Raw genomic sequence first — 13289 nt, forward strand, 5'->3', positions numbered from 1 at the left:
CGTGATGATCGCGATCTTCATCACCGCGGCCGTCGTCCTCGTCGTCTTCGGCGGGTTCCTGGCGGCGACCGACTCGGCGCTGACCGTCCTGAGCCGGCACGACCTCCTCGAACTGGCCGACGAGCGCCGCCGCGGCGGTCGCTCCATCCGTGCGGTCGCCGACGATATCGGCGCGCACGTGAACGCCGTCAACTTCGTGCGCGTGCTCGCCGAGGTGTCGTCCGCGGTGCTCGTCGCGATGGCGTTCGCCTACGCCTTCGACGAGTGGTGGTGGGCGCTGCTGGCGTCGGCCCTCATCATGACCGCCGTCTCGTTCGTCCTCGTCGGGTCGAGCCCTCGCAGCGTGGGGCGCGCCCACCCGCGAGGCCTCGTCATCGCCGCAGCCGGCCTCGTCCGCGGCATCCGCGTCGTCCTCGGGCCGCTGGCCGACCTCCTCGTCGTCGTCGGCAACTGGGTGACGCCCGGCAGGCCCCGCACGGCCTCGTTCTCGTCGGAGGAGCAGCTGCTCAGCATGGTCGACGAGGCGACCGAGCTCGACGTGCTCGACGAGGACGACCGCACCCTCATCCACTCGATCTTCGAGTTCAACGAGACCGTGGTGCGCGAGGTCATGGTGCCCCGCACCGACATGGTCACGGTGGACGCCGACCAATCGGTCGACGAGACCATGGCCGTCTTCCTCGGCAAGGGCGTCTCGCGAGTGCCCGTCGTCGGGCGCGACAGCGACGACGTCGTCGGCATCGCCTACCTGCGCGACGTGGCCCGGTTCGTCCACGAGCGTCGCGACGGCCAGACCGGCCTGGCCCTCGACCTGGCGAAGCCCGCCGTCTTCATCCCGGAGTCGAAGCGCGCCGACGAGACCCTCCGCCAGATGCAGCTGCAGAAGAACCACCTGGCGATGGTCGTCGACGAGTACGGCGGCATCGCCGGCCTCGTCACCCTCGAGGACCTCATCGAAGAGCTCGTCGGCGACATCAGCGACGAGTACGACCAGACCGTCGTCGACCACCGCGAGATCTCCGAGGGCGTGCAGCTCGTGAGCGCGCGCATGCCCGTCGACGAGCTCGGCGACCTGTTCGGCATCGAGCTGGACGACGACGACGTCGACTCCGTCGGCGGCCTGCTCACGAAGGTCCTCGGGCGCCTGCCCGAGCGCGGGTCCGAGGCGCGGGTCTCCGGCCTGGTGCTCACCGCGAACCACACGGAGGGGCGCCGCCGAGACCTCCAGACGGTGATCGTGCGGCGCGACGTGGCGCTCGACGACGCCGAGACGGCGCTCGGGGCCGGCCACGTGGGCGGGTCGGATCCTGCGCCCTCCGAGCCCACGAACCACCGAGACACGAGCGAACGGGTACGACGATGACCACCACACCTCCCGGCTACCGTGCGGGCTTCGTCTCGTTCGTGGGCCGCCCCAACGTCGGCAAGTCGACGCTCACGAATGCGCTCGTCGGCGAGAAGGTCGCCATCACGTCGTCCAAGCCGCAGACCACCAGGCGCGCGATCCGCGGCGTCGTGCACCGGCCCGACGGCCAGATCGTCATCGTCGACACGCCGGGCATCCACCGGCCCCGGACGCTGCTCGGCGAACGACTCAACACCGTCGTGAGCGACACCCTGGCCGACGTCGACGTGATCGGCTTCTGCGTGCCCGCCAACGAGAAGCTCGGCCCGGGCGACCGCTTCATCAACGAGCAGCTCGACCAGTATCCGCGGGCGAAGAAGCTCGCCATCATCACGAAGGTCGACATCGCGTCGAAGGCGGCGGTCGCCGAGCAGCTGCTCGCCGTGAGTGCCCTGCGCGACTGGGAGGCACTGGTTCCGGTCTCGGCGCTGACCGACGAGCAGCTCGACACGGTCGCGGCCGAGATCGTGCCGCTCCTGCCCGAGTCGCCGCAGCTCTACCCGTCCGACGTCGTCACCGAGGAGGGGCTCGCCGACCGCATCGGCGAGCTGATCCGCGAGGCGGCGCTCGAGGGCGTGCAGGACGAACTTCCGCACTCGCTCGCCGTCACCATCGACGACCTCGTCGAGCGCGACGACAAAGACCTCGTCGAGATCTACGCGAACCTCTTCGTCGAGCGCGACAGCCAGAAGGGGATCGTCATCGGCCACCGCGGCGCGCGCCTCCGTGAGGTGGGCGAGCGCGCGCGGGCGCAGATCGAGCCGCTCGTCGGGTCGCAGGTCTACCTGAACATCCGGGTGAAGGTCGCCAAAGACTGGCAGCGCGACCCGAAGCAGCTCGGCCGACTGGGGTTCTGAACGTACATCCGCAGGATGATTCCGGGCGACGAAGGTCTCGACGTCGGTTCACGACGAGGGCGCAGGAGCGCGGGCACCGTACGGTAGTCACGTGATTTTCCGCCCCCTCCGCTCTCACCAGGTCGTCCTCGACGTCCTGATCGGCGTCGTCGTGGGGCTCGTCACGCTCGTCTTCGACCTGCACGCGAACCCGTTCTCGCTCGTCATCACGCTCGGCATGGCGGCGTCCCTGGCGTTCCGGCGGCTGTCGCCGGGGCTCGCGCTGGCGATCGTGTGGGCCACGGCCGTCTTCGAGATGCTCACGCTCTCGACGCCCCAGGTGTCCAACCTCGCGATCTGCGCCGTGCTGTACGCGTCGGCGGCGTACGGTTCGCCGCGCCTGCGCTGGTTCGGCCTCGCCTCGGTCGGCATCGGCGCCGCCATCGGGATGTTCTACGTGACCTTCGCGAACGTGGCGCTGTTCGGGGTGCCGCACGACGTGTCGAACGTCACCGACCTGGTCCGGTTGTTCCTGCAGATCGGCATCACGTTCCTCGGCTTCCTGGCGCTGCTCGGCCTGCCCTGGGTCGGCGGGCAGCTGGTCCGCGCCCGGTACGCTGCGCGCTCCAGCCGCGACGCGCAGCTCCTGGCCGAGCGGGAGACCGCGCGCGCCGAACGCGAGGCGGCTCGTGCGGAGAACGAGGCGGCGCGCGCCGAGCGCGAGGCAGCCCGCGCCGAGCGCGACATCGCCGTCGAGCAGGAGCGCAGCCGCATCGCGCGCGACATGCACGACGTCGTCGCGCACTCGCTCGCCGTCGTCATCGCCCAGGCGGACGGCGCCAGGTATGCCTACCGTGCCGATCCGACCACGGTCGAGGACTCCCTCGTGACGATCGCGTCGACCGCGCGCGAGGCTCTCGGCGAGGTGCGCGAGCTCCTGGGCCAGCTCCGGCACAGTCAGGGGGCGGCGCCGCAGCCCGTCCTGGTCGACCTCGAACGCCTCGTCGAGCAGATGACCGCGGCCGGGCTCTCGATCGACCTGCGATCGAGCGGCACGCCGGCCCAGCTGAGCAGCAACCGGCAGCTGGCGATCTACCGCATCGTGCAGGAGTCGCTCACGAACGTCCTCCGGCACGGCGACACGCGGTCGACCGTCGACGTGCTCTTCGACTGGCGGCCCGACGACCTCACCATCGTCATCGCGTCGACCCTGCGGCCGACCGACACGATCGACGCCGACGCCCTCACGACCAGCGGCCAGTACCGCCCTGACGAGCGACGAGGCCACGGCGTCGTCGGCATGAGCGAACGCGCTACGTTGGCAGGAGGCTCGCTGACGACTCACCAGGCCGGCGGCCGCTTCATCGTGCGCGCCATGATCCCGTCGACCGCACTGACCCAGGAGGTTCACCTGCGATGAGCATCGCCCCGAATCAGCCGGACGCACCGAGCCCGACCGAGCCGCACCCCGGCACCGGAGTGATCCGCGTCGTCCTCGTCGACGACCAGGCGCTGTTCCGCGCGGGCATCCGCATGGTCGTGTCGTCGCAGCGCGATCTCGAGTTCGTCGGCGAGGCCGGCGACGGCGAGGAGGGCGTCGACGTCGTCTCGCGCACCCAGCCCGACGTCGTCCTCATGGACATCCGCATGCCCGTCATGGACGGCATCGCCGCGACCCAGGCAATCCTGGCGCGCGCCGACGCCGAGAACCGCCGTGCCCCCAAGATCGTCGTGCTGACCACGTTCGACCTCGACGAGGCGGCGACGCGCGCCATCCGCTCGGGCGCCAGCGGGTTCGTCCTGAAGGACAGCGACCCCGAGTTCCTCCTGGCCGCCATCCGGACGGTGCACGCGGGCACGTCCGTCATCGCCGCTTCCGCGACCCGCGAGCTCTTCGAGCACTTCGACAAGAACCGCGAGGCCGCGCCGAAGCCGGTGCCCGAGGCCTTCCAGCAGCTCACCACGCGCGAGCGCGACATCTTCCAGTCCGCCGCGCGCGGTCTCAGCAACAGCGAGATCGCCCAGCTCGAGTACCTCAGCGAGGCGACGGTGAAGACGCACATCTCCAGGGTTCTCGCGAAGCTCGGCCTGCGCGACCGGGTGCAGCTCGTCGTGTACGCCTACGAGCACGGGCTGACCACGTAGTCTCACCCTCTGTGAACCTGTTCCACCTGTCGCTGACGTCGGCGCTGACGCTGGGCGTGGCCGACATCGTGGCGGGCGCCCTGTGCCTGGCGATGATCCTGCGACCGCGACGCCGGAGGGGCCGCTGGTTCCGCCACGTGACGATCGCGATCCTCGCCGGCGCGGCGGCCGGGGGCACCGCGATCTGGGTCGTCGGCGACGTGATGAACGCCTTCGACGTCCCGCCGACCTGGGTCGATCGGGCCTGGGTGTCGGCCATGGTCGCCGGGGTGTGTCTGGCGATCGTCAACCTCGTCTACGGTCCGGCGGGGCGCAAGGTCGCGGCCGCGGTCGGAGTCATCGCCGTCGTGGTCGCGGGCGGGCTCGCGCTGAACCGCGACGTGGGGGAGTTCCCGCGGCTGGGCGATGCGCTCGGCGTGACGGGGTCGGAGCCCCTGATCCTGCCTCACCCGCGGACCCCGGGCACGGCCGCGGCCGACGACGACCTCTACGCCGACTGGAAGGCCCCCGAGCTCATGCCCCGGCGAGGTCGGGTGGGATCCGTGACGATCCCGGCCACGAAATCGCACTTCGACGCACGGAAGGCCCTCGTGTACCTGCCGCCCGCCGCGCTCGTGGCCTCGGCGCCGGCGCTGCCCGTGGTCGTGCTGATGTCCGGGCAGCCCGGCAGCCCGCTGTCGGTGATGACGGCGGGCCGAGTGCCGCAGATCCTGAACGCGCTGGCTCGTCGCGATCACGGGCTCGCCCCGATCGTCGTGGTCCCCGACCAGCTCGGCTCGGCGGGCGCGAACCCGATGTGCGTCGACGGGCCCCTCGGCAACAGCGCCACCTACCTCACCGAAGACGTCCCGGACTGGATCACCACTCACCTCCACGTCCAGACCGGCCCCACCGCCTGGGTCGTCGGCGGCTTCTCGCAGGGAGCGACCTGCGCCCTGCAGTTCGCCACGGCCCTGCCCGAGCTGTTCGGGTCGCTCATCGACGTCTCCGGCCAGCAGTACCCGACTCTCTCGAGCGACGACAGGGCGATCGACCAGGGGTTCGGCGGCAGCACGGCGCGGTTCGACGCGGCGAAGCCTGCCGCGGTCATGGCGGCGCACGGCCACTACGCCGACACGGTCGCCCTGTTCGCCGCGGGCGCCACCGACGCGGTCTACAGCGAGAACGCGCGCGTCATGTCTGCCCTTGCGGCCAAGCACGGCATCCGCGTGACGCGGTACCTGTCGCCCGGCAGCGGGCATGACTGGACGACCGCGTCGAACGCCTTCCGGCGGGGCTTCGACCTCCTCTACCCGCGCCTCGGCCTGTCGAAGGGGGCGCAGAATCTATGACCGACCTCACCCTCGCCCCTCACCCCACTCCGTCGCGCGCCCTCACGTGGCTGCGAGACCTCGCACGCCAGCAGCCGGTGAGCCTCGTGATCGCCGCCGTGCTCGTCGTGCTGGCGCTCGTCTCCGGAAGCGCACTGCACGGCCCGTCGGACGCCCTGCGCGACGTCATCGGCGCCGGGGTCGCCGAGCGGACCTCGGCGAACTCGTGGATCGCCACGCTCGCGAGCGTCCTGTTCTCGGGCAGCCTGCCCGAGCTCATCGCCACCGTCATCGCCGTGCTCGTGCTGGTCGGCGCCGCCGAGCGGAGAATCGGTCACGGCCGGGCCCTGGCCGCGTACCTCATCACCGGGGTGGTGGCGACGGTCATCGGCGTCGCTGTGCAGGCCATCGGCATCGGAATCGGCGAGGTCTGGGCGCTCGAGGTCGCCTACGACACCACGCTCCACCCGTTCACGCCGGCCCTCGGCACGATCATGACGGCCAGCGCCTTCGCGGGTCCGCTCTGGCGGCGCCGGATCCGGATCATCGGCTTCGCGTCGATCACGACGTTCCTGCTCTACGACGGCCACCCGTCGGGGCTGTACGCCCTTCTCGGCGCCGTCGCCGGGCTCGCGCTCGGCCGCTTCCTGCGGCCCCGAGGCCGCGTCGTGGCGCGCCTGTGGACACGCAGCTCCCACCACGAGGCGCGCGTGCTCCTGTCGACGCTGGTCTTCATCACGGCGCTCGGGCCTCTCGTGACGATCGTCACGCGCGCGCCGATCGGAATCCTGGCGCCGCTCGGCAGCCTGTTCGGCGACTCGCTGCCGCCGCGGCACCTCACCAGGCCGTGCACGATCGACGCGACGTGCATCCGCGACGTCGCGCTCGGCGACCTGCACGGCCCCGGCACGCTCGCGCTGAGCCTCCTGCCGCTGGTGACTCTCATCGTCGCGGCTCTGCTGATCCGCCGCGCCCGTCGCATCGCGGTGTGGGCGGCGATCCTGGTGAATCTGCTCCTCGCCCTGCTGGCGGCGCTCTACTACGGCGTCCTGCCGCTGACGAGCGACGTCGCCGCCGACATGCCCGGCCATCACGTCGAACGCTTCTTCCTCGGCATCCTGTCGGCCGTCGCACCCCTGATCGTCGCGGTCGTGCTGTTCGTGTTCCTCCACCACTTCACCGTGCGCACCCCGCGCCACATCGTGCGGCAGTACATCGCGCTGCTGGTGGCGTCGTTCGTGCTGCTCGCGGGCTTCTACATCAGCGTCGGCTTCCTCGGGCGTGAGCGCTTCAGCCCGCCGATCACCCTGGGCCGGCTCGTCTTCTCCGCGCCGGAGCGGTTCATCCCGGTCGGCTTCGTCGGGCTCGACCGCGTCGGGCCGGTGCCGACGGACGGACCGCTGCGCGGGGTGTTCGTGGGCGTCGGGCCGCTCATGTGGCTGATCGTCGTCGTGGGGCTGGTGGTGGCGGCAGGAGTCACGGGGCGAGCGGGCGGGGCGTCGCGCCGTGGGGCGGTGGCGCGGATCCTGCGACGCGGCGTGTCGGGTCATCTCGGCCAGATGGCGCTCTGGAGCGGCACCTCGTACTGGCTGTCGGACGACGGCGCCGCCGCGGTCGCCTACCGGGAGGTCGGCGGCACGGCGATCACCGTGGGGGATCCGCTCTGCGACCAGGCGCGCGCGGCCCAGACCGTGCTCGAGTTCGCCCGATGGTGCGACGACCAGGGTCTCGTGCCGGTCTTCTACAGCGTGCGGGAGACCCTGGCGCCCGCCTTCGCCGAGATGGGCTGGCCGACGCTGCCGGTGGCGGAGGAGACCGTGCTGCATCCGGCGTCGTTCAGCCTGCAGGGCAAGAAGTGGCAGGACGTCCGCACGAGCATGAACCGGGCGACCCGCTCGGGCGTGCGCGCGGTCTGGACGCGATACGTCGACCTCCGGCCCTCGGTGGCGCGCCAGATCGAGGACATCTCCGAGCAGTGGGTGGCCGACAAGGAGCTGCCCGAGATGGGCTTCACCCTCGGCGGCCTCGACGAGCTGATGGACCGCGACGTACGGCTGATGCTGGCCGTCGACGAACGAGAGCAGGTGCTCGCGGTGACCAGCTGGCTGCCCACCTGGCGGGACGGCGAGGTCGTCGGCTGGACGCTCGACTTCATGCGCCGCCGCGCCGACTCGATCCACGGCGTCATGGAGTTCCTCATCGCCTCCGCCGCGCTCCGGGCGCAGGAGGACGGCATCGAGTTCGTCAGCCTCTCCGCCGCCCCGCTGGCAGGCGTGGACCTCGACGGCGACGACCCCGATCGCAGCCAGGCCGAGCGCGTCATGGCCTTCCTCGCTCGGGCTCTCGAACCCGCCTACGGCTTCCGGTCCCTGCTCACGTTCAAGGCGAAGTTCCAGCCGGAGTTCTCGACGCTCCTCATGGCCTATCCCGACCCGCTGCAGCTGCCGGCGATCGGCACGGCACTCGCCCGCGCCTACGTGCCCGAGCTCCGGGTGAGCCGACTGCCGCGGCTCCTGCGCAGCGTCGTCTGACCCCGTCGAACGCTGCGAGGCGGTCGGGCGCAGGAGCGCGGAGACCCGCACGTGCTACCGTGGAACCGTGCTGTTCGGCCTGCTCCTTCTTAGCTGCCGCGACGAGACCTCGTTCTAAGGCCTCCCTCGTCGCGGTGTTCGCTGTTTTCTCGGCCTGACCCACATACCGATACGACGAGGTAGAGAGCAATGCGCAACACTCAGAAACCGTCGGCCATGCCGATCCACAAGTACGTCCCGTTCTCCGAGCAGATCCGCGTGGACCTGCCCGACCGCACCTGGCCGACGAAGCAGATCACCGAGGCGCCGCGCTGGTGCGCCGTCGACCTGCGCGACGGCAACCAGGCCCTCATCGACCCGATGAGCCCCGAGCGCAAGCGGATCATGTTCGACCTGCTCGTGAAGATGGGCTACAAGGAGATCGAGGTCGGCTTCCCGTCGGCGTCGCAGACGGACTTCGACTTCGTCCGCAGCCTCATCGAGGAGGACGCGATCCCCGACGACGTCACGATCCAGGTCCTGACCCAGGCGCGCGAACACCTGATCAACCGCACCTACGAGTCCATCAAGGGCGCCAAGCAGGCGATCGTGCACCTGTACAACTCCACGAGCATCCTGCAGCGCGACGTCGTGTTCCGCACCGACCGCCAGGGCATCATCGACATCGCGCTCGAGGGCGCGCGCCTGTGCAGGGCAGCCGAGGCGACCGTGCCCGGCACGACCGTCTACTACGAGTACAGCCCCGAGTCGTTCACCGGCACCGAGCTCGAGTTCGCCCGCGACATCTGCAACGCCGTCCTCGAGGTCTTCGAGCCGACGCCCGAGCGCAAGGTCATCGTCAACCTGCCCGCCACGGTCGAGATGGCGACGCCGAACGTCTACGCCGACGCCATCGAGTGGATGAGCCGTCACCTGGCGCACCGCGAGAACGTGATCCTGTCGCTGCACCCGCACAACGACCGCGGCACCGGCATCGCCGCCGCCGAGCTGGGCTACATGGCCGGCGCCGACCGCATCGAGGGCTGCCTCTTCGGCAACGGCGAGCGCACCGGCAACGTCGACATCGTCGCGCTGGGCATCAACCTCTTCACGCAGGGCATCGACCCGCAGATCGACTTCTCCGACCTCGACGAGGTGAAGCGCACCGCCGAGTACTGCAACCAGCTGCCCGTGCACGAGCGCAGCCCGTGGGCCGGCGACCTGGTCTACACCGCCTTCTCGGGGTCGCACCAGGACGCCATCAAGAAGGGCTTCGAGGCCATGGCCGCCGACGCCGCCGCACAGGGCAAGTCGGTCGACGACCTGGTCTGGGCCGTGCCGTACCTGCCGGTCGACCCGAAGGACCTGGGCCGCTCCTACGAGGCCGTGATCCGCGTCAACTCGCAGTCCGGCAAGGGCGGCGTCGCCTACCTGCTGAAGACCGACCACGCGCTCGACCTGCCGCGCAAGCTGCAGATCGACTTCTCGGGCGTCGTGCAGGCCCGCACCGACGCCGAGGGCGGCGAGGTCACCAGCGAGCAGATCTGGGAGATCTTCCAGGACGAATACCTCCCGTCGCGCGACGTGGCGGCGAAGTGGGGTCACTTCGAACTGCACCGCACCGGCATGCGCAGCGACATGAACGGCGTCACGCGGCTCGACGCGGCGCTGCGTGCGGGCTCCGACGTGATCGAGGTCGAGGGCGCCGGATCCGGCCCCATCGACGCCTTCATCGACGTGCTCGCCACGCAGGGTGTCGCGGTGAAGCTGTACGACTACTCCGAGCACACGCTCAGCGCGTCGGGCGACGCGCAGGCCGCGGCCTACGTCGAGCTCGACGTCGACGGGACGCGTCTGTGGGGCGTGGGCATCGACGCCGACATCTCGACCGCGTCGCTGAAGGCCATCGTCTCGGCCGTCAACCGCGCCCTGCGGTCGAAGCAGCCCGAGCCGGCCCTGGCCACCGCCTAGCGGGGGCGACGCCACCGGGGCAGCCGCGACAGCGCGCGCTGCTCCGGGAGCGTCCACCCGAATCTCACCGCCAGGAGCCGGATCACGACGGTCACGACCGTCCCCACGATCCCCGCGGCGAGGGTCGGCGTACCGACCGCCACCATGGCCACCAGCACGATCGTCCCGGCGCCGGCGGCCACCGCGTAGAGCGATCCGACGTGCATCATCGCGATCGTCAGGTTCATGAGCACGTCACGCATCACCGATCCGCCCACGGCCGCGACGACGCCGACGAAGATCGCGGGGATCTCGGGCAGCCCGAAGGCGAGGGCCTTCGTCGCGCCGATCGCTCCGTAGACGCCGAGCGTCAGGGCGTCGAGCACGGTGATCAGCGCCGCCAGGCGCGAGAAGATGCGCTGCAGGAGCATGCCGAGCAGCGACGCGAGGACGGCCACGAGCAGGTACCAGTTCGACTCGAGCGCCCGGGGGATCACGCCGAGCAGCACGTCTCGCAGGATCCCGCCGCCGAGTCCGGCCGCGGTGCCGACGATCGCGACCCCGAGCAGGTCGATGCGGCGGTCGCGGAAGGTGGAGGCGAAGAGCGCTCCCTGCAGGCTGCCGAGCGCCACCGCGCTGAGATCAGCCCAGAGGGGGATGGAGATGGCTGTGGCGGACACCGGAAGATACTAGCCTCCGGGGGATACTGGACGGGTGCCCGTGTACCGAGACGAATGCGTGATCCTGCGCACCCACAAGCTGGGTGAGGCGGACCGCATCCTCACGATGCTGAGCCGGCAGCACGGCAAGATCCGCGCCGTGGCCAAGGGCGTCCGGCGCACCGCGTCGAAGTTCGGGGCGCGTCTCGAGCCGTTCATGGTCGCCGACCTGCAGCTCTACGAGGGCCGCAGCCTCGACATCGTCACGCAGGCCGAGTCGATCGGCTCGTACGGCGCCGACATCGTCTCCGACTACGCCAGCTACACCGCGGCGAACGTCCTCGTCGAGACGGCCGACAAGCTCACCGACGCCGAGGCCGGCCTCCAGCAGTACCTCCTGCTGGTCGGAGCCCTGCGGTCGCTCGCACGGCGAGAGCACGACCCGCAGCTGATCCTCGACTCGTACCTCCTGCGGGCTCTGAGCATCGCAGGATGGGCGCCGAGCTTCGGCGACTGCGCCGTCACCGGCGTACCCGGGCCCCACTCGGCCTTCGTGGTGCAGCTCGGCGGCGTGGTGGCCGACGCTGCGGCGCCCCCGGGTGCGCCTCGGCTGGATCCTGCGACCCTGGCTCTGCTCGGGGCCCTGCTCACCGGCGACTGGGCGGCGGCCGAGAGCGCAGGCGAGGCCACCCGCAACCACGCGTCGGGCGTCGTCGCGGCATACACGCAGTGGCATCTCGAGCGCGGCCTGCGATCGCTCGAGCACGTCGACCGCAGCGTCGCCTCCAGCAACACCATCGTTCCGACCGCTGCCGTCGTTCCGAGCACCACCGTCGTTCCGAGTACCGGAGAAGTCCTGTGAGCCCCACCCCCTCCACGCCCGACCGCTCGTCCGAGCCCGCCGTCGCGGAGCGGCGCCGACTCTTCGGGCGTCGGATGATGCCGCAGCAGATGGAGTTCCTGCCCCTCGACTGGCAGGGGCCGACACCGCCCGCGTACGAGCCCGGCACCGTGCCCGAGCACGTCGCAGTCGTGATGGACGGCAACGGTCGCTGGGCGAACGCTCGCGGACTCCCGCGGATCGAGGGGCACAAGGCCGGCGAGGCCGCGCTGCTCGAGGTCGTCGCCGGTGCCATCCAGGTGGGAGTGAAGCACCTGAGCGTGTACGTCTTCTCGACCGAGAACTGGCGCCGCAGCCCCGAGGAGGTCCGCTTCCTGATGGGGTTCAACCGCGAGGTGCTGCACCGTCGACGCGAGCAGCTCGACGCGTGGGGCGTGCGGATCCGCTGGTCGGGTCGCCGCCCGAAGCTCTGGGCCTCCGTCATCAAGGAGCTCCAGGTGGCCGAGGCCGCGACCGCCGGCAACTCGACCATGACTCTCAACATGTGCGTCAACTACGGCGGGCGCAACGAGCTCACCGACGCCGTCCAGTCGATAGCTGCCGAGGTCGCAGCCGGCCGCCTCAAGCCGTCGGGAATCACCGAGAAGGTGATCCAGCGGCACCTCTACCAGCCTCAGCTCCCCGACGTCGACCTGTTCGTGCGGTCGTCGGGCGAGCAGCGCACCTCGAACTTCCAGCTGTGGGAGTCGGCGTACGCCGAGATGGTGTTCCTCGACCAGCTGTGGCCCGACTTCACGCGGGAAGACCTCTGGGGCGCCATCGACCTCTACACGAGGCGCGGCCGCCGCTTCGGGGGAGCGGTCGACGCGCCGACCCAGACGCCTGCCGTGTGACCGTCGGATCCTGCGCCCAGGATCCGACAGTCTCTAGAACTGGATGTTCGCGCCCAGGAAGATCCTCTGCGCCGGCCACAGGAACTGCAGCGTGAGAGGCCCGTCGGTGTCGCGATAGAACCACGCGTTGGCGAAGACGACGTCTTTGCCGGGCAGGAGGTACCAGGTCGACGCGCCCTTCGGGAACTGCCTCGACAGGTCGGTCGAGTACCCCTTCTGCGTGAGGAGGTCCTGACCGGCGAACGTGTCCTGAGTGGCGAGCTTGTTGCCGTACGAGGAGTAGTCGGCGCTGAAGTCGGTGAGGTCGAGCCGCTGATCGGACTCGTTCACGAGCACGTACGCGGTGACCTCGACGTGGGTGCCTGCGGGGTACGGGTCGTCGCCGTTCGGGTGCGCGTAGATCGAGGGCTTCGTCGTGGTGAGCTCGCCCACGCGGTAGATGTAGATGGTCAGGTCTTTGTAGTTGACCTGGTTCAGGAGCTTGCCGCCGGGTGCGAGTTTCGAGGGGTCGACCGGTGCGGAGCCCGTCGAGCCGCCGCTGCCCGGGCCGCCCGTCACCTGAGGCTGGGGCGCGCTCGTCGACTGACCGCTGCCTGATGAGGTGCCGCCCTGCGACCCGGCGACCGGCGTGAGGCTCTTGACCACGGGGAAGCAGCCGGTGAGACCGATCAGCGCCGCGGCGACGACGGCCGCGGCCACGAGTCTTCTGCGCACCGGTCAAGCCTAACCGGGCGGTCCGG

General features: G+C 70.6%; 11 protein-coding genes. 9 read left to right on the forward strand and 2 right to left on the reverse strand.

Annotated elements, in window-relative coordinates:
- The first annotated feature begins 4 nt into the window (after nt 1-4).
- From C8E83_RS04995 to leuA, 7 genes are all read left to right on the forward strand, one after another.
- The gene (locus C8E83_RS04995; RefSeq protein ID WP_121368715.1) at nt 5-1363 is read left to right on the forward strand and encodes a hemolysin family protein; all 1359 of its coding nucleotides are present in this window, start codon (nt 5-7) and stop codon (nt 1361-1363) included.
- A complete protein-coding gene (era, locus tag C8E83_RS05000) occupies nt 1360-2262 on the forward strand; it encodes a GTPase Era (protein WP_121368716.1) in 903 nt (300 codons plus the stop codon). Before C8E83_RS04995 ends, era begins: the two co-directional genes overlap by 4 nt.
- A gap of 91 nt (nt 2263-2353) precedes the next feature.
- Nucleotides 2354-3661, forward strand: a complete 1308-nt coding sequence (locus C8E83_RS05005) for a sensor histidine kinase (RefSeq protein ID WP_121368717.1) — start codon at nt 2354-2356, stop codon at nt 3659-3661.
- Nucleotides 3662-3720: 59 nt separating this feature from the next.
- Nucleotides 3721-4386, forward strand: a complete 666-nt coding sequence (locus C8E83_RS05010; RefSeq protein ID WP_281270835.1) for a response regulator — start codon at nt 3721-3723, stop codon at nt 4384-4386.
- An 11-nt stretch (nt 4387-4397) separates the two neighbouring features.
- On the forward strand, nt 4398-5717 hold the full coding sequence (locus C8E83_RS05015) for an alpha/beta hydrolase (RefSeq protein ID WP_121368719.1): 1320 nt from the start codon (nt 4398-4400) through the stop codon (nt 5715-5717).
- Nucleotides 5714-8227, forward strand: coding sequence for a bifunctional lysylphosphatidylglycerol flippase/synthetase MprF (locus C8E83_RS05020; RefSeq protein WP_121368720.1), 2514 nt, complete (start codon nt 5714-5716; stop codon nt 8225-8227). The genes C8E83_RS05015 and C8E83_RS05020 overlap by 4 nt, the downstream gene beginning before the upstream one ends.
- Before the next feature lie 189 nt (nt 8228-8416).
- Nucleotides 8417-10177: a 2-isopropylmalate synthase gene (gene leuA, locus C8E83_RS05025; RefSeq protein WP_121368721.1), complete on the forward strand. Its 1761-nt coding sequence runs from the start codon at nt 8417-8419 to the stop codon at nt 10175-10177.
- On the opposite strand, the gene C8E83_RS05030 is transcribed toward leuA, so the two are convergent.
- Nucleotides 10174-10836 carry a trimeric intracellular cation channel family protein gene (locus C8E83_RS05030; RefSeq protein WP_121368722.1) on the reverse strand — a complete coding sequence of 221 codons (663 nt, stop codon included), beginning with the start codon at nt 10834-10836 and terminating at the stop codon, nt 10174-10176. The two genes, leuA and C8E83_RS05030, sit on opposite strands and share 4 nt — an antisense overlap.
- A gap of 34 nt (nt 10837-10870) precedes the next feature.
- Between C8E83_RS05030 and recO the strand changes: the two genes are divergently transcribed.
- Both recO and C8E83_RS05040 read left to right on the forward strand, forming a co-directional pair.
- Nucleotides 10871-11677, forward strand: a complete 807-nt coding sequence (recO, locus tag C8E83_RS05035; RefSeq protein ID WP_121368723.1) for a DNA repair protein RecO — start codon at nt 10871-10873, stop codon at nt 11675-11677.
- A 74-nt stretch (nt 11678-11751) separates the two neighbouring features.
- Complete coding sequence (locus C8E83_RS05040; RefSeq protein ID WP_121371745.1) at nt 11752-12549, forward strand: isoprenyl transferase; 798 nt, start codon at nt 11752-11754, stop codon at nt 12547-12549.
- A gap of 33 nt (nt 12550-12582) precedes the next feature.
- Here the strand turns inward: C8E83_RS05040 and C8E83_RS05045 are convergent, their stop codons facing one another.
- Nucleotides 12583-13263, reverse strand: coding sequence for a hypothetical protein (locus tag C8E83_RS05045; RefSeq protein ID WP_147430085.1), 681 nt, complete (start codon nt 13261-13263; stop codon nt 12583-12585).
- Between the last annotated feature and the right edge of the window lie 26 nt (nt 13264-13289).

Origin of the sequence: Frondihabitans australicus, from assembly GCF_003634555.1 — a bacterium.
GTDB classification, from domain to species: domain Bacteria; phylum Actinomycetota; class Actinomycetes; order Actinomycetales; family Microbacteriaceae; genus Frondihabitans; species Frondihabitans australicus.